Origin of the sequence: Rathayibacter sp. AY1E2 (assembly GCF_002932325.1) — a bacterium.
Lineage (GTDB): Bacteria > Actinomycetota > Actinomycetes > Actinomycetales > Microbacteriaceae > Rathayibacter.
Map to the genome: position 1 here is coordinate 113379 of NZ_PSVO01000001.1, position 21605 is coordinate 134983.

Below are 21605 nucleotides of genomic sequence, written 5' to 3' on the forward strand. Positions count from 1 at the left end.
CGGTGGTGGAGGGATGCTCCGGTTCAGTCGTAGCGGGCCTCTGCTGCCCAGACCCCGTCGAGGCAGAGCAGCAGCCAGGCGACACCGGCGGCGTCGACCACCTGGAAGCGGTCGTAGCGGACGGCGGTGCTCGGATCCCACCAGCGCTCGTCGATCGGCCAGGGACCCGCCCATCCGGCGAGGGGCTCCAGGCGTGCCTGAGAGGTCCCGGGGGTGAAGTAGGCGGGCACGGAGCTGAGGGCGCCGCGCTCGTCGACCGCGACGGGTTCGCCCCTCGGTCCGCGGACGAGCACGGCCGCGGGCTCCGCGAAGACCGTCGGCGGGAGGGGCGGCGGCAGGGAGCCGGGCCAGGGCAGGGTCCTCGGCCGTGCGTCGCCCGGCTCCCGGTCGCCCCAGGGGATCAGGTGCTGGCGGTCGCGGAGGGATCGACCCCCTCCGATCGACGCGGTCATCACGGCCTCGTGCCCGAGCATGCTCTGCACGCGGCTCAGCCCGTGGTGGACGCGTTCCTCCGGAGCGGTGCCCCAGAGACCCTGCTCGTGGTTGCCGATCGCGTCGACCGCCTCGGGCTCGACGCACAGCCGCGAGATCGGCGCTCCGAGACCGGTGTCGATCTCCCCGCTGCCCTGCAGCTGCCAGCGGACCCGGTCGAGCACGTCGCCCGGGGTGAACCATCTCGGGTGCAGCCAGCTCCGGGAGGAGACCTCACCGCGCTCGCTGACAACCTCGATGCGGATGGCGGTCGCGACCAGCTGTGCGCGGGTGAGCCCGGCGACGAACTCCTCCGCGGGGACGCGGAAGGCGAAGGCGGCCTGGTCGATGCGGTCCAGAGGGGGCTCGAACTCCATCGCCCGGTCGAGGCGCTCCGGCGGGAGCCGGGGCACCACCGTCTCCGACTCCGCACCGGCGGCGAGGAGGTGCGCGTGGGCGCCCTCCGGTCCGAACCGGGCGGCGACGTCCTCGCGAGGGAGGGCGGCGAAGGCGCCGAGGGTGCGGACGCCGAGTCTGCGCAGGAGCGCCACCAGGTCGTCCCCCCGGCGGGGAGCACGGGCAGGGGCTGCGACGGACTCGGTCTCGAGGGCGTCGAGCGGGAGAGGAGCGAGGAAGCCTGCCGCTGCTCCTGGGGGCACGACGGCGACAGGGCGGCCGGAGTGCTTCGCGGCGAGCTCGGAGGCGAAGAGCCCGTCGGCGATCCCGATGCGGGCGTCGGGGAGACCCAGCTCGGCCAGCCGCTGCAGGATCGCCTCGGCCGCGCTCTGCTCGCTCCCGTAGTAGCGGCGCGGACCGCGGGCGCGGATCGCGCACAGACCGGGCCGGATCAGCTGGACGCCCGGGGTGATCTCCTCGAGCGCCTGGATGAGCGGCTCGAACGCCCGGTGGTCGAGCACCGGGTCGTACGGGAGGACGGCGAGACCCGTGCAACGGGACTGCGCCTCGCGCACGCGCATGCCCCGCCGGACCCCCTCCGCCCGGGCAGCGGGGGAGGAGGCGAAGACCAGGCTCTTCTCCGTGAGGGCCAGGGGGTGCTCGTCGCCGAGGCCGGCGTCGGCGGCGGCCGCGAGGAGGGGCCAGTCGGGGCACCAGACGAGGATCGTCCGCCGCAGCTCGGGTGCGCTCGCCATCTCAGACCGCCCGCTCGTGCAGGCGGCCGTGCTCGACCCGGGAGCCGAAGGCGCTCTCGACGCCGGGCATGCTCATCCGCACCGTGCGCACCCGGGTGCCGGCCCGGCCGACCACATCGACCATCGCCTCCCGGGAGCGCAGGTAGCCGTGGCCGTCGCCGAGCCCCTCCCAGCGGCTGCTGCGGATGCTGAGCCGCGCCTCGGCCTGGGGCCACTCGCCGAGGACCACGAGCGCGGCACCCCGCTGGCGCAGTCGTGCTCCCAGACGCGAGACGTCGGCCGAGGAGACGGAGGCGGGCGGACGGGTGAGCACGACGGTCAGCACATCGACCAGAGCGGCGGTGACGGTGAGCCAGTGCTCGGCCGGTGCGGGCACGAGCACCAGGCGCTCGAGGTCGATCCCCATGCCGGCCGCGGCCTCGGCCCCGAACTCCGGGACGCCCACCACGCCGCACCACGAGCCCTCGGCGGACGGGCCGGCGAGCAGCCCCATCGCCAGACTCATCGAGCCCTCCACCGAGTAGGCGGCACCCTGCTTGAGCGAGCCGCCCGGGAGCACGGAGGAGAAGGCCGGCAGGGTGGCGAGGCTCCTGGTCTCGAGAGTGGTCGCCTGCATGTCCCGGATGCGGGACTGCAGCTCCTTCACCGACGCGAGCTGCCGCAGAAGGGGCTCTGCGGCCTCGGCCGTCTCCGCGGAGACGAGGGGTGAAGGGGGGCTCATCTGCCCATGTTCGAACATGTGTTCGAGTATGTCAATCGCCACCGACATCCACCGGCGATCCGATCGGACCCCTCCGCGACCGCCCGGCGAGGCGCACTGAGGAGGAGGTACCAGACGTCCCGGGCAGTCTCGCATCCGCCCCCGACATCCCCGTCCTGGGGCGTTCTCCACCGGGTCTCGGCGAGGAAGGGCCTCCTCCCGCGCCTCTACCATGGGAGCCATGTCCGACGCCCTGCCCGACCCCGCCGACTCCGACGCCACCGCCCCGGCCGCGCCGCGCAGGCGGACCCTCGTGGTCAAGATGGGGTCCAGCTCGGTCACCAAGCAGTCGGGTCCGGATCCCGTTCTCCTGGCCAGCGCGCTCGAGAGCGCCTTCGCCGCCCGCGCGCTGGGCTGGGACGTCGTGCTGGTCTCCTCCGGCGCCGTCTCCTCGGGCCGGGCGCTCTTCGCCCGCTCGCAGGAGGAGCCGATCAGCGCCCGCCTGGCGGCAGCGGTGGGCCAGACCGTCCTGATGGGCTTCTACCGCTCGGTGGCCGAGCTCTCGGGCGCCCTGGTCGCGCAGATCCTCATCGGCGAGTCCGACCTCGCCTCTCCCCGGCAGATGGCGCACGTCGCCGAGGCGATACGCCACGCCCTCGACGCCGGAGTCGTGCCCGTGGTCAACGGCAACGACACGATCGACTCCGCCGGCTCGGACAACGACGGCGTCGCCGGCGGACTGGCGATGCTCCTCGGCGCGGACCTTCTGCTGCTGCTCACCGACGTCCCCGGCGTCTTCGCCGGCAGCATCGCCGAGGGCGTGCACCTCGAGGAGCTGGGCATCTCGGAGCTGCGCCGCATCGGCGTGCAGAAGGGCGGTACCGGCCGAGGGGGCATCCGCTCCAAGCTGCGGGCCGCCGAGCTCGCCGCGCACAACGGCGTCTCGACCAGGATCGCCGGGGCGCGCACCCCCGAGGTCATCCTGGGCACCCTGGGAGGGCCGGGCCCGGGCACCCTCGTCCGCGCCGTGCACGCGCATCCGCCCGTGGAGCAGCGCTGGATCTCCGGAGTGGCCACCGGCCGCGGTCGCGTCGAGATCAACCTCGAGGCCGAGCGGAGCATCGGAGCCGGCTCGAGCCTGTTCGCCTCGGGCATCAAGCGCGTCTCCGGCGAGTTCGGCGGCGGCGACGTGATCGAGGTGCGCGCCCTCAGCGGAGAGCTCCTCGCGCGCGGCGTCTCCCGCGTCTCCTCGCGTCTGCTGACCCTGGTCCGCGCACTCCGGGTCGACGAGATCGCCCGCGTCTTCGTGGCGGTCCTCGGGCATGCCGCCACGACGGCGCCGTCGGCGAGTCCGGAGGGGGAGGAGAGGCCGCAGCTGACCCGCGCTCTGGAGTACGCGCGCACTCTCTCCTCCGAGCACGCGCGGGCCGTCGCGATGGAGATCGTCTCCCTCTTCCCTGCCGAGAGCATCTCGGCCCTGCTGGGACAGGGCGCGGGGGAGGGCGAGCTCGTCGAGCGCTACACCCGCCTCGTCCGCACCCTCGCCATCGTGGAGAACGAGAACCTGGCCGTCTTCCGCTCCTGACCGCCGGTGGCGCGCCACGTCTCAGAGCATTTCGCGCCTTCGCGTCATGATCGCCGTTCTCCGGTGTCTTCCTGGTGATGGCGCCGCTCCTGGGCGCCCCCGACGGAACGGATCATCGATGAGCGTCCCCACTTCCACAGCCGGCCACTTCCGCGAGTCCGACATCACGCCCGAGAGCTTCGAGACCGAGCGGCTCGAGCGGCGGCTCGCCCTGCTCGAGGCCTCGATCGCCCAGGGGGAGCGGGCACTGCTGGGCCGGGTCGACCCGAGCACCGGAGATCCCCTCCCAGGCGCCTGCGGGGGGCACCGAGCCCAGCTGGTCAGCAACCTGACGACGGAGCGGGCCCTCGCCGACCGCATCCGGGAGATGCTCGCCGCTCGGAGCTGACGGGGTGCGTACGGCACCATGGGGCCATGGTCACCATCACCGTCGCCGGTCTCGCCCAGCACTTCCACCCCGCCGAGCGGGGAACCGTCCGCCTCGAGATCCGGCGCGAGTCGCGATCCCGACCCCAGGCGCTCGCCGAGGTCACCGCCCTGCACGCGCGGGTCCGTGAGGAGGCGGCCGCCGAGCAGGCGTCCGGCGCCGCCACCTGGTGGTCCTCCGATCAGATCTCGGTCTCCTCGATCCGCCGGTACATCAAGGACTCGGACGTCACGCAGCTGTTCCACGTCGCGGCCGCCGGGGTCCGGGTGAAGTACCGGGACTTCGCGGCTCTCGGGCGCTGGGTCGGCTCGATCTCGGAGGTGCCGGGGATCCAGATCTCGGGGGTCGACTGGGACGTGACGGCGGCGCGACGGGCGGGCATCGAGCGCGAGGTCCGCACCGCTGCCGTCCGCGACGCGCGCGAGCGGGCCGAGGCCTATGCGGCGGCTCTCGGCCTGACCGAGGTGCGGGTGCTGACCCTCTTCGAGCCGGGACTGCGGCCGCACACGCGCATCGAGGGGGGCTCGGCGATGATGAGCCGCGCCAAGGCGTTCTCCTCTCCTGAGGAGCCGTTGGCCCTCAAGCCGGAGGACATCGAGGTCACCGCCTCGGTCTCCGCCGACTTCGAGGCGCACTGACGCGGAGACGCGACCGGGCGACCGGTTCCGCTGCGGACGGAGAGCGCCTGCCTGCACCTGCGACCCGCTGATCGTCTGCATGGCGACCCCGAGAGTCGCCCCGAGGCGACCGACCATCGGCTCCACGACGACCCCTCTCCGCCCCGATCAGCGGGCACGCGACCACCATACGTGTATTGAGAACTCCTCGGGAGCGCTGTCGCGGTTCGGGGTCCGCCGTGCACACCACCCGGGAATAGCGGGGGACCCCCGAGCGCTGAGGCAGGCATGGTCTCGCGCATCGGCTTCCTCTCCTTCGGCCACTACCAGTCGGTCCCCGGGTCTCAGACCCGCTCGGCTCGCGACGTCCTCCTCCAGACGATCGAGCTCGCGGAGGCGGCGGAGGAGATCGGCATCGACGGCGCCTACGTCCGCGTGCACCACTTCGCGCCGCAGCTCGCCTCGCCGTTCCCGCTGCTGGCGGCGATCGCCGCGCGCACCCGCCGCATCGAGATCGGCACCGGGGTCATCGACATGCGCTACGAGAACCCGCTCTACATGGCGGAGGAGGCGGCCGCCACCGACCTGATCTCCGACGGCCGGCTCGAGCTCGGGGTCAGCCGGGGATCGCCCGAGACCGCCCTGCGCGGGTCCGAAACGTTCGGCTTCGTCCCCCCGGAGGGGATGACCGACGCCGACCTCGCCCGGCAGAAGGTGCGCATCCTCCGGGAGGCGCTCGCCGGGGCACCCGTCGCGCAGTCGGATCCGGCGATGACGCGCCAGTCGCTCCCGCTCTCGATCGAGCCGCGCTCGCCCGGCCTCGAGGACCGGATCTGGTGGGGTGCCGGCAGCTTCGCGACCGCGCGCTGGGCGGCCGAGCAGGGCATGAACCTGCAGTCGTCGACCCTGCTGCTGGAGGAGGAGGGCGTGCCCTTCGACGAGCTGCAGGCCCGCCAGATCCGCGAGTACCGCGCCGCGTGGAGCGAGGCGGGCTGGGCGCGCACCCCGCGCGTCTCCGTCTCGCGCAGCGTCCTCCCGATCACGAGCGATCTCGACCGCCTGTACTTCGGCGGCCGCGGTGAGCAGGACCAGGTCGCCACCCTCGAGGGCGTCCGCGCCCGATTCGGCCGCAGCTACACGGGCGAGCCGGACGCCGTCGCCGCCGAGCTCGCTGCGGACGCCGCCGTGCAGGAGGCGGACACGCTGCTGCTCACCGTTCCCAACCAGCTCGGGGTCGAGTACAACGCGCGGCTCCTGCGCACTGTCGTGGAATCGATCGCTCCGGCTCTCGGCTGGTCGCCGGCGACAGCAGGCGTCTGACGCCGAGGCACGGTCTGTGCAGGAGGGCCCTGCGGTGCAGGAGCGCCCGTTTACTGCAGGAGACGCCCCGCCTCTTCGGGAAAGAGCGGGGCGTCTGCTCTCTCCGCCCGCCGCATCCCTCCCACCGACACGAGGAGGGAGGTGCCGGGAACGACGGAACCCCCCGCCTCTCCGAGGAGAGACGAGGGGTTCCGATCAGTGTGTCCGAGGGGGGACTTGAACCCCCACGCCCTATACGGGCACTAGCACCTCAAGCTAGCGCGTCTGCCATTTCCGCCACCCGGACGAGTGTTTCCTTCGACCTGCGTTTCCGCGGCCGAAGAAGACATTAGCACGGTTCCGGAGCCTCTCACGCCACCTCGCGGCCCACCGGCCTCCCCGCGCCGTCGAGCCCGCGCCGGTACCGTTGCCCGCATGTCCGACAGCATCGACAGCGCGCCCGTGACCGACAGCACCCTCGACGAGACGGCGCTCATCGCGCGCGATCTCATCCGCTTCGACACCAGCAACTACGGTGACGGGAAGGCGGAGCCGGAGCGCCCGGCCGCGGAGTACGTCGCGGCGAAGCTGCGCGACCTCGGCCTCGAGCCGGAGCTGATCGACTCCGACCCGGGACGCACGAGCGTCGTGGCGCGGGTCGCGGGGGAGGACCGCGAGCGCGGCGCCCTCGTCGTCCACGGGCACCTCGACGTGGTGCCCGCCATCGCCGACAACTGGAGCGTCGACCCGTTCGGCGGCGAGATCAAGGACGGCATGCTCTGGGGCCGCGGCGCGGTCGACATGAAGAACATGGACGCGATGATCCTCGCCTCGCTCGGCGACATCCTCCGCGAGGGGCGGCGCCCCTCCCGCGACCTCGTCATCGCCTTCTTCGCCGACGAGGAGGCGGGCGGCGTGCGGGGATCGGGATTCCTGGCCCGTGAGCGGCCCGAGCTGTTCGCCGGAGCGACCGAGGCGATCAGCGAGGTCGGCGGCTACTCGATCGAGCTGGCCGGCAAGCGCGCCTACCTCGTGCAGACGGGCGAGAAGGCGCTGATGTGGCTGACCCTCCGCGCGCACGGAACGGCGGGGCACGGCTCGCAGATCAACTCCGAGAACGCCGTCACCCGGCTGGCGCAGGCGATCGCCCGCATCGGCAGCGAGGAGTGGCCCACGCGCCTCACCGACACCACGCGCGAGCTGCTCGACGAGGTCGCCCGCCTGCTCGGCCACGACCCCCAGCGCAGCACTCCGGAGGAGCTGGCACTCGCCACTGGCACCGCCTCGCGCTTCATCGCCGCGACGCTGCGCACCACCGCCAATCCGTCGATGCTGTCGGCCGGCTACAAGGCCAACGTCATCCCGGACACCGCGGAGGCCACCATCGACGTGCGCGTCCTCCCCGGCGAGGAGGATTCGGTGCTCGAGCGGCTGAAGGTCCTCGCGGGCGAGCACGTCGAGATCCTCGTCCAGCACCGCGACATCGGACTCGAGGTGCCCTTCGCCGGCCCCCTCGTCGAGAGCATGGCCGCCTCGATCCGCCGGTTCGATCCGGGCGCCGAGGTCCTCCCGTACCTGCTCTCCGGAGGCACCGACAACAAGGCGCTCTCGACGCTCGGCATCACCGGATACGGGTTCGCGCCGCTCCAGCTGCCGTCGTCCCTGGACTTCCCGGCGCTGTTCCACGGGGTCGACGAGCGCGTTCCACTGGACGCACTAGTGTTTGGCAGGAAGGTCCTGACCGATCTCCTGCTGAGCTCCTGACGGCGCCGCGGACCGGGTCAGCACCGACCGATCCCGACCGACTGCTGGCCGACGACGCCCCAGCCCTCCTCGAAAGTGACGCATGGGCCTGCTCGACGCGCTGATCCTGGGACTCGTCCAGGGTCTGACCGAATTCCTCCCCATCTCCTCCAGCGCCCACCTCCGGATCGTCAGCGAGCTGCTGCCCGGTCTCGGCGGCCGCGACACCGGAGCCGCTTTCACCGCGATCACGCAGCTGGGCACCGAGACCGCCGTCATCATCTACTTCTGGCGCGACATCGTGCGGATCGTGTCGCACTGGGCGCGCTCCCTCGTCGGCCGGATCCCGCGCTCGGACCCGGACGCCCGCATGGGCTGGCTCATCATCCTGGGCAGCCTTCCGATCATCGTCCTCGGCCTCGTCTTCCAGGACGCGATCGAGACGACCCTCCGCTCTCTGTGGGTGGTGGCCACCACCCTCATCCTCTTCGGCATCCTGCTCGGCATCGCCGACGCGGTCGGCGCGAAGAAGCGCCGCCTGCGCGACCTGGGCGTCCGCGACGGCCTGATCTTCGGAGGCGCGCAGGCACTCGCCCTGATCCCCGGCGTCTCGCGCTCGGGAGGCACCATCACCGCCGGCCTCTTCCTCGGCTACGAGCGCAAGGCGGCGGCGCGCTACTCCTTCCTCCTCGCGATCCCCGCGGTGTTCGGCAGCGGTCTCTACCAGCTGTACAAGAGCATCAGCGACCCGGTCGTGCTCCCGAACCAGGTCCAGGTCGGCGGGCTCGAGACCCTCGTGGCGACCATCGTCGCGTTCGTGGTCGGCTTCGTCGTGATCGCGTTCTTCATGAGCTACATCTCCCGCCGCAGCTTCCTCCCGTTCGTCGTGTACCGCATCGTCCTCGGCGTCGTCCTCATGGTCGCGCTCGCCACCGGCCTGATCGCCGCCTAGATGCGCGCCTGGACCGCCGCCGACGTCCCCGCCCTGCCCGGCCGGGGGAGCGCACCGCGCCTGCACGACACCGCGACCGCCGGCCCCGTCGAGCTCGACGCGCCCAGCGGAGTCGCGAGCCTCTACGTCTGCGGCATCACGCCCTACGACGCCACCCACCTCGGGCACGCGTCGACCTACCTCGCCTTCGACACGGTCCAGCGCGTCTGGCTCGACGCGGGCTACACGGTCGAGTACGCCCAGAACGTGACCGACGTCGACGACCCGCTGCTCGAGCGTGCGACGGCCACCGGTGTCGACTGGCGCGACCTCGCCGAGGAGCAGGTCGAGCTGTTCCGCGGCGACATGGCCGCCCTGCGCGTCCTGCCTCCGCAGCACTACGTCGGAGTCACCGAGACTGTGGATCCCATCGCGGAGGCGGTCGCCCGCCTGGAGCGCGACGGCGTCGCCTACCGCGTCGCTGCTCCGGACGCGGCGGAGGAGGGCGCGAGCGACCTCTACTACGACATCGCCGCGGCCGAGAGCGCCGTCTGGCACCTGGGCAGCGAGAGCCGGCTCGACGCGGAGTCGATGGCCCGCTTCTCGGCGCTGCGCGGGGGCGACCCGGAGCGCGCCGGCAAGCGCGACCCCCTCGATCCGCTGCTCTGGCGGGCCGAGCGCGCCGGCGAGCCCGCCTGGGACGCCGAGGTCGGCCGCGGCCGTCCGGGCTGGCACATCGAGTGCTCGGTGATCGCCCTCGACCGGCTCGGACCCGAGTTCACCCTGCAGGGCGGCGGGAGCGACCTGGTCTTCCCGCACCACGAGTTCAGCGCCGGCCACGCCGCTTCGCTGTCCGGTCGTCCTCTGGCCCGCGCCTACGCGCACGCCGGGATGGTCGCCTACCAGGGCGAGAAGATGAGCAAGTCGCTCGGGAACCTGGTGCTGGTCTCCCGTCTGCGGAGCGAGGGCGCGGACCCGCGGGCGATCCGCCTCGCGCTCCTCGCGCACCACTACCGCTCCGACTGGGAGTGGCTGCCCGAGGACCTGCCGTCGGCCGAGGCGCGCCTGGCGCGCTGGGAGTCGGCCCTCGCCGCCGTCGGACCGCGCTCGGCGCTCGAGGTGCTGGCGCAGCTGCGCGAGGCGCTGGCCGACGACCTCGGCACTCCGGCCGCCCTCGCCGTCGTCGACGCCGCACTGACCGAGGGCGTGGACGACCCGTCGCTCCTGCGCGACTCGGTCGACGCCCTGCTCGGGGTGCGCCCGGCCTGAACCCCGTCAGGCTCGAGTCCCGTAAGCCTCGAGTGCCGGACGGCTCGAGTCCTGTCAGGGGCGGGTCCCGTCAGGGCGGCCGGGAGGGTCATCGGCCGGAGCGGTCCCGTGATCGACGACCGTCTCGGACGAGCGGGCGCCGGCGGAGGCTACGGCCGCCAGGGCTCCTCGCCGGAGCGGCCGTCGCCGCGGCGGCGCAGGTAGCGCTCGAACTCCTGGGCGATCGCCTCGCCGCTCGCCTCGGGCGAGTCGACGGTGTCGCGCGCCTGCTCGAGCTGGGCGATGTACGACGCCATCTCCTCGTCCTCGGCGGCGAGGGCGTCGATGCCGCGCTCCCACTCCTCCGCCTCCTCGACGAGGTCGCCGCGGGGGATCGCCAGGCCGACGACCTCCTCGAGCTTCTCGAGCAGCGCCAGCATCGCCTTGGGCGAGGGCGCGTTGTGCACGTAGTGCGGGACGGAGGCCCAGATCGAGACGGCGGGGATGCCGACCTTCTGTGCGGCCTCGCCGATCACGCTGAGGATGCCGACCGGCCCCTCGTAGCTGGAGCGCTCGAGCTCGAAGGAGCTCCGCAGCTCCGCGTTCTCGCTCGAGGCGAAGATGGAGATCGGCCGGGTGTGCGGGACGTCGGCGAGCATCGCGCCGAGGAAGACGACGGCAGAGATGTCGATCGCGAGCATGGCGTCGACGACCTCGGCCGCGAAGCTCTTCCAGCTGCGCGAGGGCTCGGTGCCGATCATGAGGTACAGCGCGCTCTCGGCGTCGACCGAGGTGTCGGCCGGGCCGAAGATCTGGGTGCCGGGCCAGGCGAGGCTGCGGCGGCCGTCCTCGCCGATCGAGAGCATGGGGCGGGTGTACTGGAAGTCGTAGTACTGCTCGGCGTCGACGGCGAAGAGGGGCACGTACTCCCCGGCGTCCTTGACCAGCCGCAGCGCGCCGCTGGCGGCGTCCCCGGCGTCGTTCCAGCCCTCGAAGGCCACGACCAGGACGTTCCCCGTGATCACGTTCATAGGCAGGATCTCCGCGTTCGGCTCGATGTGCGGGGAGCGCACACCGCGCCTGTCCCTCCGTCCAGGATAGGACCGCCCCCGGCCGCGCCCGTCCCGTCCGGCGGGATCGGCCGCGCTGTTCGCTCTCGGCCGCGGCCGGGGAGGGGCGCGGCCCTGCCGGTACCATGGTCGCTCGTGACTCCCGAGACCTCCGCCCGGCCGCTGTCCTCCGAGTCGCTCGGAGGAGCGTCCGCCCCCGCCGCCGTCCTCTGGGACATGGACGGGACGCTCGTCGACACCGAGCCGTACTGGATGGCGTCGGAGCACGCGCTCGTCTCCTCCTTCGGCGGAGTGTGGACCCACGAGGACGCGATGGGACTCGTCGGCTCGGGCCTGCCCGCCGCCGCCCGCATCCTGCAGGGCAAGGGCGTCGACCTCTCCGTCGACGCGATCATCGACCGGATGACCGACGAGGTCGTCGACCAGCTGGCCGTGAGCATCCCGTGGCGACCGGGCGCGCTCGAGCTGCTGCGCGCGGTGTCCGAGGCGGGAGTGCCGCAGGCGCTGGTCACGATGTCGATCTCGCGGATGGCCGCGGCCGTCGTGGACCGGATCCCGTTCCCCGCCTTCGCCGCCGTCGTCAGCGGCGACATGGTCGAGCGCAGCAAGCCCCACCCCGAGGCGTACCTCCTCGCCGCGAGCACCCTCGGTGTCGACATCGCCGCCTGCGTCGCGATCGAGGACTCCCTCACGGGCCTCGGCGCGGCCGTCGCCTCCGGAGCCGCGGCGATCGGCGTCCCGCACCAGCTGGAGCTGGACCCCGCCGCCCCCTACGCCCTCTGGCCCACTCTCGCGGGCCGCACCGTCGCGGACCTCGCGACGGTGTCCTCCGAGCACCGCGGCTCCGGCCCGGCCACGACCGAGACGGAGGCCCGCCGATGACCGGTGAGGCACTGCAGCATTCCGGACCCTTCCGCGCGGGGGACCGCGTCCAGCTGACGGGACCCAAGGGGCGGATGAACACCATCACGCTCGTTCCCGGCAAGGTGTTCCACACGCACCGGGGCGGCATCGAGCACGACACGGTGATCGGGCTGTCCGACGGCTCGGTGGTGACCAACACCGTCGGCGTCGAGCACCTCGCGCTGCGACCCCTCCTCGCCGACTTCGTGATGTCGATGCCCCGCGGCGCGGCGATCGTGTACCCGAAGGACGCGGCCCAGATCCTCGCCCTCGCCGACGTCTTCCCCGGCGCCCGCGTGGTCGAGGCCGGTGTCGGCTCCGGCGCGCTCTCGCTCTGGCTGCTGCGGGCGGTGGGTCCGACCGGCCGGCTGTCGTCGTTCGAGCGGCGCGAGGAGTTCGCGGATGTCGCACGGGCGAACATCGAGACCTTCCTCGGCTACACGCCCGACAACTGGAGCGTCACCGTCGGCGACCTCGTCGAGGCGCTGCCCGGCACGGTCCCGTCCGGCGAAGCCGACCGCGTCGTGCTCGACATGCTCGCGCCGTGGGAGTGCCTCGACGTCGCCGCCGAGGCTCTCACGCCCGGGGGAGTGCTCCTCTGCTACGTGGCCACCGTCACGCAGCTCTCGCGGACGGCGGAGGCGATCCGCGCCTCGGGCCTGTTCACGAACCCGTCGTCGAACGAGACCATGGTCCGCGGCTGGCACGTCGAGGGCCTCGCGGTCCGGCCGGACCACCGGATGATCGGCCACACCGGCTTCCTCATCACCGCGCGCCGACTCGCTCCGGACACCGTGCTCCCCGAGCTCAAGCGGCGCCCGTCGAAGACGGACTTCAGCGACGAGGACGTGGAGGCCTGGACCCCCGGTGCGCTCGGCGAGCGCGCCGTGAGCCCCAAGAGCCTGCGCCAGCGGGTCCGCGAGTCCGCCACCAGCGCCGAGCTCTCCCGGGCCCGCGGGTTCGGCGAGGAGACCGCGGAGCCCGACGACGAGGGCATCCTCTAAGCTGTTCCCGGCCTCCGGGCCGTCTCCACCCCGGGCGTCACCGCTCCCCTTCTCTCGAATCGAGGACCCGTGCGCAGGACCACCGCGCTCATCGCCGGCATCGGCATCGTCGCCGCTCTCACCGGATGCACCGCGTCCTCCTCGCAGGCGGACTGCGACGCTCCGTTCTCCTCCGGCGACTCCTCGGCGGCGGTCAGCGCCACGGGCGACTTCGGAGCGAAGCCGGACGTCAGCGTCCCGACGCCGCTGAAGGCGGACGGCACGCAGGTCAGCACCCTCATCGAGGGCTCGGGCGCACCGCTCGAGAAGGGCCAGCTCGTCACCATCGACTACACCCTGGTCAACGGCGCGGACGGCACCGTCCTCGAGACCTCGCCCTACGACGGGTCGAGCACCGCCCGCTTCGGCGTCGGCGGAGCCGGGCTCGTCGGCCTGAACGAGGGCCTCCTCTGCACGCAGGTCGGCTCGCGCGTCGCCATCGCGATCGCCCCCGAGGACGGCTTCGGCCAGTCCTCGTCGCAGCTCGGCATCTCGGAGGACGACACGCTCGTGCTCGTCGCGGACGTCCGCGAGGCCTCGCTGGCCCGCGCGAACGGCGCCGCCCAGCCCGCGCCCGACGGCTTCCCGACGGTGACGCTCGGCGACGACGGACGCCCGGGGCTCGCGAAGCCCTCGGGCGACGCACCGTCCGACCTCCGCATCGCCCAGCTCAAGAAGGGCGACGGCGACGTCGTCGCCGAGGGCGACCAGGTCGTCGTGGCCTACACCGGCTGGCAGTGGAGCGACGGGAAGGTGTTCGACTCCAGCTGGGAGAAGGGCGCTCCCGCCGTGTTCACGGCCGCCGACGGCTCGACCACCCAGGGCGGAGTCATCGCCGGATTCGCCGATGCCCTCATCGGCCAGCCCGTCGGATCCCAGGTCATCGCGGTCATCCCGCCGGACCAGGGCTACGGCGACCAGGGCTCGCCTCAGGGCGGGATCCCCGGCGGCGCGACGCTGATCTTCGTCGCCGACATCCTCGGAAAGGTCTGACCGGGCCCGGCCCTAGACTGGAGGGCGTGCCTTCCGACGCCCCGTCCTCGAGCCGCGTCCCGGCCGAGGAGCGTCTGTTCAACCTCGTGCTCGCGCTCGTCGCGGCCGAGAACGGACTGACGAAGGCCGACGTCCTCTCCACGGTGCAGGGCTACCGGCAGCGAGTGGGTCGGGGCGACCGGACCTCGCTCGAGCGCCAGTTCGAGCGCGACAAGGACGACCTGCGCGAGCTGGGCATCCCGATCGAGACGGTCGACGCCCCGGGCGACCCGGGCAACACCCAGACCGTCCGGTACCGCATCGCGAAGCGCAGCTACGACCTCCCGGCCGACCTGACCTTCGACCCGGAGGAGCTCGCGCTGCTCCGCCTGGCCGGGGCGGTCTGGCGCGAGGGGACGCTCTCGGCGGAGTCGCGGCGCGCGCTGATCAAGCTGCGCTCGATCGGGGTCGAGTCCGTCGACCCCGTCATCGGCATCAGCCCCTCGATCCGGGTCCGCGAGGCCTCGTTCGAGCCGCTCAACGCCGCGCTCGACCGCGGCCAGGTCGTCCGCTTCCCCTACCTGAAGCCCGGCGGCGAGGAGCCGCGCGTGCGCACCGTGCAGCCCCGCGCCCTGGTGAACCACCAGGGGCGCTGGCACCTCCACGGCTGGGACGAGGGCGCCGAGGGCACGCGGACCTTCCTCCTGTCGCGGATCGTCGGGCCGGTCGCGTCCACCGGCCGCACCGCGCCTCCCGCGGAGGGGGACCACGCGGCGACCGCTCTCGCCCAGCTCGACGAGATCCTGCAGCGCAACAGCGCGCTCCTGCGCGTCGCCACCGACTCCGACGCCGCCCTCCGTCTCGGCGGGCGTGCCGAGGCCGAGGGCGAGGGCCAGGGCCTGCTGCGCCTGCACTACACCGACCCGGACGTGCTCGCGGACGAGCTCGCCGGTCACGGTCCCGAGGTGCGGGTGCTCGAGCCGGAGGAGCTCCGCCGCCGCGTCCTCGACCGCCTCCGCCGCACCCTGGACGACCATGGAGGGTATCCCCGTGGCTAGACCCCGCTCCCTGCAGGCGCGCGACCGCCTGGCCGTCCTCCTCTCCCTCGTTCCCTACCTCCTCGACCGGGGCCGCGTCTCCGTCGCCGAGGTCGCCGCGCACTTCGAGATCCCGGAGGAGGAGGTGCGGCGCGCGGTGCGCCTCATCGCCGTCTCGGGCATCCCCGGCGAGACCGCGCAGTACCAGGCGAACGATCTCTTCGACATCGGCTGGGACGACTTCGAGGAGAACGACCACGTCGTCCTCACCCACCAGGTCGCGATCGACGACTCGCCGAGGTTCTCGGCGCGGGAGGCCGCCGCCCTCATCGCCGGCATGCAGTACCTCGCAGCGCTGCCCGAGAACCAGGGCAACGACAGGATCGCCTCGCTGATGGGGAAGCTCGCGCGCGGCGCCTCCTCGGCCCCGAGCGCGGTGGCGGTCTCGCGCGGCACGGGCGCGGACAGCGCTGTGGCGCTCCTGCGGACAGCGATGGGCTCGGCGACGCAGGTCGCTTTCGACTACCGCAGCGCCCGCGGCGAGACCGAGTCCCGGCTCGTCGACCCCTTCGTGCTCGAATCGGTCGACCGGGACTGGTACCTGCGCGGATGGGACCACCTCCGCGAGGGCGTCAGGACGTTCCGGGTCGACAGGATGCGCTCCCTCCGCGACACGGGGACGCCGATCGTCCGGCGCCGCAACGAGGTGACCCTCTCGGAACGGCTCTTCGAGGCCTCCGCCTCCGATCTCGTCGTGGACCTGCGCGTCGCTCCCAGCGCCGTCGTGCTGCTGGGCGACTACGCGGCCGACGCCGAGTTCCCCGGTCCCGTGCCGGGGGAGGAGGACCACGGTGTCCTCGTCCGTCTCCGCGTCGCCCATCTGGAGGGACTGACGCGCCTGGTGGCGTCGTTGGCGGGTCTCGTCACCGTGGTGGCACCCCCCGAGGCGCGCACCGCGGTCGCGCACTGGGCGGCCTCCGCGCTCGCCGCGAACGAGGGGGAGCCGTCGTGACCTGGTGGTCGTGGATCCTGATCTGGCTCGGCCTCGCGCTGGGCGCTCTGGCGATGCTGGTCCTCTTCGCCCTCTCCTACTGGCGCAAGGGGAAGGTGCTCCTCGGACAGCTGTCCGAGGTCACCGCGAAACTCGAGACACTGAGTCCTGGAGTGGCGGACGACCTGCCGCCCCGGCCGCCCTCGTCGCTGTTCGCCGATCGCGACGACGTGAGGCGTGCGCACGAGGGCCGGCGTGACGCACGTCGCGACAGGATCGATCTCCGCCGGTCAGGACGGGTCGAACGGGGTAAGCTCCTCGTACACCGCAACCGACAAGTGAAGTGAGTCTGCAATGTTCGCTGGCCTCCAGGGGTGGCACCTCCTCATCATCCTCGCCGTGATCCTCCTCCTGTTCGGTGCGCCCAAGCTCCCGCAGCTGGCCCGCAGTGTCGGGCAGTCGATGCGGATCTTCAAGAGCGAGGTCAAGACCATGAAGGACGAGGACGGCACCGAGCGCCGTGAGTCGACCGAGGGGACCACCGGCACCGTCGCCGGATCCACCGGCACGACCACCGGCACCGGCACCACCACGCCGCCCGAGTCCCCGCTCAAGTAATGACGTCCGTGGCACCGAAGAAGCCACGGACGAAGCGGACGAAGAACCCCGACGGGCGCATGTCGCTCGGGGCGCATCTCGTCGAGCTTCGCAACAGGCTCTTCAAGTCGGCGATCGCGATCGTCATCGCGTGCGTCGCGGGGTGGTTCGTCTCGGAGTGGGTCTTCGAGGCCCTCAAGGCTCCGATCTCCGAGGTGGCCTCCACCCAAGGCAAGGAGGCGATCCTCAACTTCCCGACGATCGCCGGTGCCTTCGACCTGCGGCTGCAGATCGCCATCACGGTGGGCATCGTCCTGGCGAGCCCGGTCTGGCTCTACCAGATCTGGGCGTTCCTCGTCCCCGGCCTGACCCGCAAGGAGATGCGGTACGGCCTCGGCTTCATCCTCACCGCCATCCCGCTGTTCTTCGCGGGCTGTGCGGCCGGCTGGTTCGTGTTCCCGCACATCGTGGAGCTCCTGACGAGCTTCACCGGCAGCAACGCGGCGAGCTTCCTCGACGCCAAGATCTACTACGAGTTCGTTCTCAAGCTCGTGCTGGTCGTCGGCATCGCCTTCGTGCTGCCCGTCTTCCTGGTGCTCCTCAACTTCCTCGGCATCCTCCCCGGCATGCTGATCCTCAAGTCGTGGCGCATCGCGATCATGGCGATCGTGCTCTTCACGGCTATCGCGACCCCCGCGGCCGACCCGATCTCGATGTTCCTCCTGGCCATCCCGATCATCTTCCTGTTCTTCCTCGCCTGCGGGATCGCGATCCTGCACGACCGGCGCGCCGCCAAGCGCCAGCTGGTGTTCGACGGCAGCCCCTCCGACCTGCCCGCGTGACCGGACCGTCTCCCGCCGAGCGGTTCGCCGCGTTCCGGACGCGCCAGGGCCACGCGAGGGTCGAAGCGTTCCGCTCGACCCTCGCGTTCGACCTCGACCCCTTCCAGTACGAGGCCTGCAGCGCGCTCGACGACGGCCACAGCGTCCTCGTCGCCGCGCCCACCGGCGCCGGCAAGACCGCGGTGGCCGAGTTCGCGATCCACCTGGCCATGCAGGACCCGACGGCCAAGGTCTTCTACACGACGCCGATGAAGGCGCTGAGCAACCAGAAGTTCCAGGAGTTCGTCGAGGACTACGGAGCCTCCGAGGTCGGCCTGCTGACCGGCGACTCGAACGTCAACGCGCGCGCCCGCATCGTCGTGATGACGACCGAGGTGCTGCGCAACATGCTGTACGCCGACTCGGACCTTCTGCGCGACCTCGCCTACGTCGTGATGGACGAGGTGCACTACCTCGCCGACCGCTTCCGCGGCGCCGTCTGGGAGGAGGTCATCATCCACCTCCCGCAGCGCGTGCGGTTGGTCTCGCTCAGCGCGACCGTGTCGAACGCCGAGGAGTTCGGCGACTGGCTCCAGACCGTCCGGGGCGAGACCGAGGTCATCGTCTCCGAGGAGCGGCCCGTCCCGCTCGACCAGCACGTCCTGGTGGGCGGCAAGCTGGTCGACCTCTTCGACTCCTCCGGTCGGGCGGCGACGAACCGGGTGAACCCCGAGCTCGCCCGCATGGCCCAGGGCGGCTCCCGGGTCGAGCGCGGCGGCAGGGGCGGCCGCAACGGCCGAGGCGGTCGCGGCCGCTACCCGGAGCAGCGCACCGAGGAGCTCGTGCTGCGCTCGGAGGTCGTCGAGATCCTCCGCGGCAAGAACCTCCTCCCCGCGATCTTCTTCGTCTTCAGCCGTGCGGGCTGCGACCAGGCCGTGCGCCAGGTGCTGCGGTCGGGCGTGCGCCTCACCGAGCGCCACGAGCGCGACGAGATCCGCGCGATCGTCGAGGAGCGGTGCCGGACGATCCGCGACGAGGACCTCGCGGTGCTCGGCTACTGGGAGTGGCTCGACGGACTCCAGCGGGGCGTCGCCGCGCACCACGCCGGGATGCTCCCCGCCTTCAAGGAGGTCGTCGAGGAGCTGTTCCTGCGCCGGCTCGTGCGCGTGGTCTTCGCGACCGAGACGCTCGCGCTCGGCATCAACATGCCGGCCCGCACGGTCGTCCTCGAGAAGCTCGAGAAGTTCAACGGCGAGGCGCGCGTCCCGATCACACCGGGGGAGTACACCCAGCTCACCGGCCGGGCGGGCCGACGCGGCATCGACGTCGAGGGCCACTCGGTGATCCAGTGGCGCGGCGGGATGGACCCTCAGGCGGTCGCGTCCCTCGCCTCCCGGCGGACCTACCCGCTCAACTCCAGCTTCCGCCCCAGCTACAACATGGCCGCGAACCTGATCGAGCAGTTCGGGCGGTCGCGCACGCGCGAGATCCTCGAGTCGTCGTTCGCGCAGTTCCAGGCCGACCGGTCCGTCGTCGATCTCGCCCGCCGGGTCCGCCAGCAGGAGGAGTCGATGGCGGGCTACGTCACGGCGATGCAGTGCCACCTGGGCGACTTCGAGCAGTACGCGGCGATCCGCCGTGAGATCGGCGACCTCGAGCGCCGGGGCGCGGTGCGCGGCGAGTCGGCCTCCCACGCCGAGCGCGAGAAGCGCCAGGGACAGCTCACGAGCCTGCGGCGTCGGATGAAGGCGCACCCGTGCCACGCCTGCTCCGACCGCGAGCAGCACGCGCGCTGGGCCGAGCGCTGGTGGAAGCTGCGCCGCGAGACCGACGAGATCGAGCGCCAGATCCGCTCGCGCACCGGCGCCGTCGCCCGCATCTTCGACCACATCACGGACGTGCTGCTCGAGCTCGGCTACTTCCGCCGGGACGAGGTCGGCGAGCTCTCGCTGACGCCCAACGGTCGCACGCTCCGCCGGATCTACGGGGAGCGGGACCTGCTCGTCGCCGAGTGCCTCCGGAAGCAGGCGTGGACGGAGCTCGATCCGGCCGGCCTCGCGGCGATGGCGTGCTGCCTGGTCTTCGAGCCGCGACGTGAGGAGGGGACGCTCGGCGAGCAGTTCCTGCCCCGCGGCGTGTTCCCCGAGGCGCTGGAGAAGACCCAGCTGCTGTGGGCCCGGCTCGACGACGTCGAGCGGGAGCACCGCCTGCCGGGCAGCAACCCGATCTCGACGAGCCTGGCGCTGTCGATGAACATGTGGGCCAAGGGCATGCCGCTCGACATGGTGCTCCGCGAGTCCGACATGGCCGCCGGCGACTTCGTGCGCTTGGCGAAGCAGACCATCGACCTCCTCGACCAGCTCTCCGTCGTCGCCGAGGGCAAGGTCGGCCGCGCGGCCCGGACCGCCCTCGACCTGGTCCGCCGCGGCATCGTCGCGTACTCGACGGTCGCATGACGCCGATCGCTCCTCCGCCCGACGGGCGGACCGTTCCGCTGTGGGTGGCGCTGCCCCTCGCCGCCCTCGGCGGCGCCGTGCTCGACCGCGGCTTCCCCGACTCCGACGTCTGGCCGCTGGCGATCGTGGGCTCCGCTGCGATCCTGTTCGCGCTGGCGGGGCGCGGCTTCTGGAGCGGGAGCCTTGTCGGCCTCGTCGGCGGAGCGGTATTCTGGGGCGTCCACATCGAGTGGCTGACCCTCTACCTCGGCCCGGTCCCGTGGGCGGCCCTCGCCGGCCTGCAGGCGATCTTCTTCGCGCTCTCCGCGGGACTGATGGCGGTCGTCTCCACGCGCGGCCACCGCGTCTGGACGGGACCGCTCGGCCGGATGGTCGGCCTCCCCGCCCTCCTGGGGGCGCTCTGGATCGGGCGCGAGTCGATCACCAGCGTCTGGCCCTACGGCGGCTTCGCCTGGGGCCGCCTCGCGATCTCGCAGTCCCTCGGCCCGCTCGCCGGTCTCGCGGCGTGGATCGGCTTCGCCGGCCTCGGCTTCGTGGTGGCGTTCCTCGCGGCCGTGCTCGCGCAGGCCGTCCGCGAGATGTCCGTCCCGGCCTCCGCCCGGGTCAGCGCTCTCGCGGGCTTCGCGATCGTGGCGCTGGTGTTCCCCGCCTGGCCGGCACCGACGGAGGGCACGACCCGGATCGCCGCCGTCCAGGGCGACTCCGATGCGGGCCTCTTCTCGCAGAGCTACCGCGGGCAGATCCTCGAGGACCACACCTCGGCGACGCTGCCGATCCTCGACCAGGACGTCGACATGGTGGTGTGGCCCGAGAACGGCGTCGACATCGATCCGACCCGGAACGCCCAGTCGGCCGCCGTCCTCGACTACCTCAGCCGGACGATGGACGCGCCGTTCGTCGTGGGCACGATCACGAACCCCTCCGACGACGTCTTCTACAACAGCTCGCTGCTCTGGAAGGCGGGGGAGGGGGCGACGCAGGTCTACGACAAGGTGCATCCCGTCCCGTTCGCCGAGTACATGCCGGACCGGGCGTTCTGGCGGATGTTCGCTCCGGACCTGGTCGACTTGGTGAGCCGCGACTACTCGATCGGCACCCGTCCCAACGTCTTCGACGTGAACGGCGTCCTCGCAGGCATCGCGATCTGCTTCGACATCTCGGACGACGCGCTGACGAACGCGATGGTCGACGGGGGAGCCCAGGTCATCCTCGGGCAGACCAACAACGCCGACTTCGGCCGGACCGACGAGAGCGTCCAGCAGCTCGCCATCGCTCGCCTGCGGGCCATCGAGACCGGGCGCAGCGTGGTCAACATCTCGACCGTCGGGACGAGTGCGATCATCGGGCCGGACGGCGCGACGATCGACTCCCTGACATGGTTCGAGCCGGGTGCCATGGTGGACGAGGTCCCCCTCAGCTCCACCACGACCCCGGCTCTGGTGTGGGCGCGAGACCTCGGCTGGTACTTCCTGGCCGCCGGTCTCATCGGCATGGTCTCGTTCGTCTTCAGGACGCGCGAGCCGCGACGCCGTAACCGCTGACC

The 21605-nt window shown here is 72.3% G+C and carries 20 protein-coding genes and 1 tRNA gene; 17 read left to right on the top strand and 4 right to left on the bottom strand.

Annotated features, from left to right (window positions below; translation table 11 throughout):
• Positions 1-23 precede the first annotated feature (23 nt).
• Positions 24-1622: a DNA polymerase Y family protein gene (locus tag C5C49_RS00490; RefSeq protein WP_104225271.1), complete on the bottom strand. Its 1599-nt coding sequence runs from the start codon at positions 1620-1622 to the stop codon at positions 24-26.
• 1 nt (position 1623) lies between these two features.
• A complete protein-coding gene (locus C5C49_RS00495; protein WP_104225270.1) occupies positions 1624-2343 on the bottom strand; it encodes a hypothetical protein in 720 nt (239 codons plus the stop codon).
• A 220-nt stretch (positions 2344-2563) separates the two neighbouring features.
• Between C5C49_RS00495 and proB the strand changes: the two genes are divergently transcribed.
• The 4 genes from proB (at position 2564) to C5C49_RS00515 (ending at position 6271) form a co-directional block, all read left to right on the top strand.
• Positions 2564-3907: a glutamate 5-kinase gene (gene proB, locus C5C49_RS00500; protein ID WP_181135676.1), complete on the top strand. Its 1344-nt coding sequence runs from the start codon at positions 2564-2566 to the stop codon at positions 3905-3907.
• A gap of 118 nt (positions 3908-4025) precedes the next feature.
• The gene (locus C5C49_RS00505; RefSeq protein ID WP_104345161.1) at positions 4026-4295 is read left to right on the top strand and encodes a hypothetical protein; all 270 of its coding nucleotides are present in this window, start codon (positions 4026-4028) and stop codon (positions 4293-4295) included.
• 26 nt (positions 4296-4321) lie between these two features.
• Complete coding sequence (locus tag C5C49_RS00510; RefSeq protein WP_104225267.1) at positions 4322-4972, top strand: SIMPL domain-containing protein; 651 nt, start codon at positions 4322-4324, stop codon at positions 4970-4972.
• A gap of 267 nt (positions 4973-5239) precedes the next feature.
• On the top strand, positions 5240-6271 hold the full coding sequence (locus C5C49_RS00515; RefSeq protein ID WP_104345162.1) for an LLM class flavin-dependent oxidoreductase: 1032 nt from the start codon (positions 5240-5242) through the stop codon (positions 6269-6271).
• 201 nt (positions 6272-6472) lie between these two features.
• Here C5C49_RS00515 and C5C49_RS00520 read toward each other — a convergent pair.
• Positions 6473-6557: transfer RNA gene (locus tag C5C49_RS00520), tRNA-Leu, on the bottom strand.
• A gap of 128 nt (positions 6558-6685) precedes the next feature.
• Here C5C49_RS00520 and C5C49_RS00525 point away from each other — a divergent pair.
• The 3 genes from C5C49_RS00525 to mshC all read left to right on the top strand — a co-directional run bounded on the left by C5C49_RS00525 (position 6686) and on the right by mshC (position 10193).
• Positions 6686-8014, top strand: a complete 1329-nt coding sequence (locus C5C49_RS00525) for a M20/M25/M40 family metallo-hydrolase (RefSeq protein ID WP_181027105.1) — start codon at positions 6686-6688, stop codon at positions 8012-8014.
• An 82-nt stretch (positions 8015-8096) separates the two neighbouring features.
• The gene (locus C5C49_RS00530; RefSeq protein ID WP_104222008.1) at positions 8097-8945 is read left to right on the top strand and encodes an undecaprenyl-diphosphate phosphatase; all 849 of its coding nucleotides are present in this window, start codon (positions 8097-8099) and stop codon (positions 8943-8945) included.
• Positions 8946-10193 carry a cysteine--1-D-myo-inosityl 2-amino-2-deoxy-alpha-D-glucopyranoside ligase gene (gene mshC / locus C5C49_RS00535; RefSeq protein ID WP_104345163.1) on the top strand — a complete coding sequence of 416 codons (1248 nt, stop codon included), beginning with the start codon at positions 8946-8948 and terminating at the stop codon, positions 10191-10193. It begins immediately after the preceding gene.
• A gap of 149 nt (positions 10194-10342) precedes the next feature.
• On the opposite strand, the gene C5C49_RS00540 is transcribed toward mshC, so the two are convergent.
• Positions 10343-11203, bottom strand: coding sequence for a proteasome assembly chaperone family protein (locus C5C49_RS00540; RefSeq protein WP_104222142.1), 861 nt, complete (start codon positions 11201-11203; stop codon positions 10343-10345).
• A 174-nt stretch (positions 11204-11377) separates the two neighbouring features.
• Here C5C49_RS00540 and C5C49_RS00545 point away from each other — a divergent pair, with 174 nt between their 5' ends.
• The 10 genes from C5C49_RS00545 (at position 11378) to lnt (ending at position 21603) form a co-directional block, all read left to right on the top strand.
• Entirely contained in the window at positions 11378-12124 is a 747-nt protein-coding gene (locus C5C49_RS00545; RefSeq protein ID WP_258068331.1) for an HAD family phosphatase, read from the top strand.
• The gene (locus C5C49_RS00550; RefSeq protein WP_104345164.1) at positions 12121-13149 is read left to right on the top strand and encodes a tRNA (adenine-N1)-methyltransferase; all 1029 of its coding nucleotides are present in this window, start codon (positions 12121-12123) and stop codon (positions 13147-13149) included. The genes C5C49_RS00545 and C5C49_RS00550 overlap by 4 nt, the downstream gene beginning before the upstream one ends.
• Before the next feature lie 69 nt (positions 13150-13218).
• On the top strand, positions 13219-14181 hold the full coding sequence (locus C5C49_RS00555; RefSeq protein WP_104237455.1) for an FKBP-type peptidyl-prolyl cis-trans isomerase: 963 nt from the start codon (positions 13219-13221) through the stop codon (positions 14179-14181).
• A 26-nt stretch (positions 14182-14207) separates the two neighbouring features.
• The gene (locus tag C5C49_RS00560; protein ID WP_104345165.1) at positions 14208-15218 is read left to right on the top strand and encodes a YafY family protein; all 1011 of its coding nucleotides are present in this window, start codon (positions 14208-14210) and stop codon (positions 15216-15218) included.
• On the top strand, positions 15211-16209 hold the full coding sequence (locus C5C49_RS00565) for a YafY family protein (RefSeq protein WP_258068332.1): 999 nt from the start codon (positions 15211-15213) through the stop codon (positions 16207-16209). Before C5C49_RS00560 ends, C5C49_RS00565 begins: the two co-directional genes overlap by 8 nt.
• Positions 16206-16535, top strand: coding sequence for a hypothetical protein (locus tag C5C49_RS00570; protein WP_104345167.1), 330 nt, complete (start codon positions 16206-16208; stop codon positions 16533-16535). Before C5C49_RS00565 ends, C5C49_RS00570 begins: the two co-directional genes overlap by 4 nt.
• A 7-nt stretch (positions 16536-16542) precedes the next feature.
• Positions 16543-16806 (top strand): Sec-independent protein translocase subunit TatA, encoded by a 264-nt coding sequence (gene tatA, locus C5C49_RS00575; RefSeq protein WP_104222022.1) that lies wholly within the window; start codon positions 16543-16545, stop codon positions 16804-16806.
• An 8-nt stretch (positions 16807-16814) separates the two neighbouring features.
• A complete protein-coding gene (tatC, locus tag C5C49_RS00580) occupies positions 16815-17627 on the top strand; it encodes a twin-arginine translocase subunit TatC (protein ID WP_374953280.1) in 813 nt (270 codons plus the stop codon).
• The gene (locus C5C49_RS00585; RefSeq protein ID WP_104345168.1) at positions 17624-20062 is read left to right on the top strand and encodes an RNA helicase; all 2439 of its coding nucleotides are present in this window, start codon (positions 17624-17626) and stop codon (positions 20060-20062) included. The genes tatC and C5C49_RS00585 overlap by 4 nt, the downstream gene beginning before the upstream one ends.
• A complete protein-coding gene (lnt, locus tag C5C49_RS00590; RefSeq protein WP_104345169.1) occupies positions 20059-21603 on the top strand; it encodes an apolipoprotein N-acyltransferase in 1545 nt (514 codons plus the stop codon). The genes C5C49_RS00585 and lnt overlap by 4 nt, the downstream gene beginning before the upstream one ends.
• The last annotated feature ends 2 nt before the right edge of the window (positions 21604-21605 follow it).

What these genes read in the sequence shown, in the direction of transcription:
- C5C49_RS00490 (WP_104225271.1), bottom strand. Translation starts at nt 1,622, where the DNA reads ATGGCGAGCGCACCCGAGCTGCGGCGGACGATCCTCGTCTGGTGCCCC.
- C5C49_RS00495 (WP_104225270.1), bottom strand. Translation starts at nt 2,343, where the DNA reads ATGAGCCCCCCTTCACCCCTCGTCTCCGCGGAGACGGCCGAGGCCGCA.
- proB (WP_181135676.1), top strand. Translation starts at nt 2,564, where the DNA reads ATGTCCGACGCCCTGCCCGACCCCGCCGACTCCGACGCCACCGCCCCG.
- C5C49_RS00505 (WP_104345161.1), top strand. Translation starts at nt 4,026, where the DNA reads ATGAGCGTCCCCACTTCCACAGCCGGCCACTTCCGCGAGTCCGACATC.
- C5C49_RS00510 (WP_104225267.1), top strand. Translation starts at nt 4,322, where the DNA reads ATGGTCACCATCACCGTCGCCGGTCTCGCCCAGCACTTCCACCCCGCC.
- C5C49_RS00515 (WP_104345162.1), top strand. Translation starts at nt 5,240, where the DNA reads ATGGTCTCGCGCATCGGCTTCCTCTCCTTCGGCCACTACCAGTCGGTC.
- C5C49_RS00525 (WP_181027105.1), top strand. Translation starts at nt 6,686, where the DNA reads ATGTCCGACAGCATCGACAGCGCGCCCGTGACCGACAGCACCCTCGAC.
- C5C49_RS00530 (WP_104222008.1), top strand. Translation starts at nt 8,097, where the DNA reads ATGGGCCTGCTCGACGCGCTGATCCTGGGACTCGTCCAGGGTCTGACC.
- mshC (WP_104345163.1), top strand. Translation starts at nt 8,946, where the DNA reads ATGCGCGCCTGGACCGCCGCCGACGTCCCCGCCCTGCCCGGCCGGGGG.
- C5C49_RS00540 (WP_104222142.1), bottom strand. Translation starts at nt 11,203, where the DNA reads ATGAACGTGATCACGGGGAACGTCCTGGTCGTGGCCTTCGAGGGCTGG.
- C5C49_RS00550 (WP_104345164.1), top strand. Translation starts at nt 12,121, where the DNA reads ATGACCGGTGAGGCACTGCAGCATTCCGGACCCTTCCGCGCGGGGGAC.
- tatA (WP_104222022.1), top strand. Translation starts at nt 16,543, where the DNA reads ATGTTCGCTGGCCTCCAGGGGTGGCACCTCCTCATCATCCTCGCCGTG.
- lnt (WP_104345169.1), top strand. Translation starts at nt 20,059, where the DNA reads ATGACGCCGATCGCTCCTCCGCCCGACGGGCGGACCGTTCCGCTGTGG.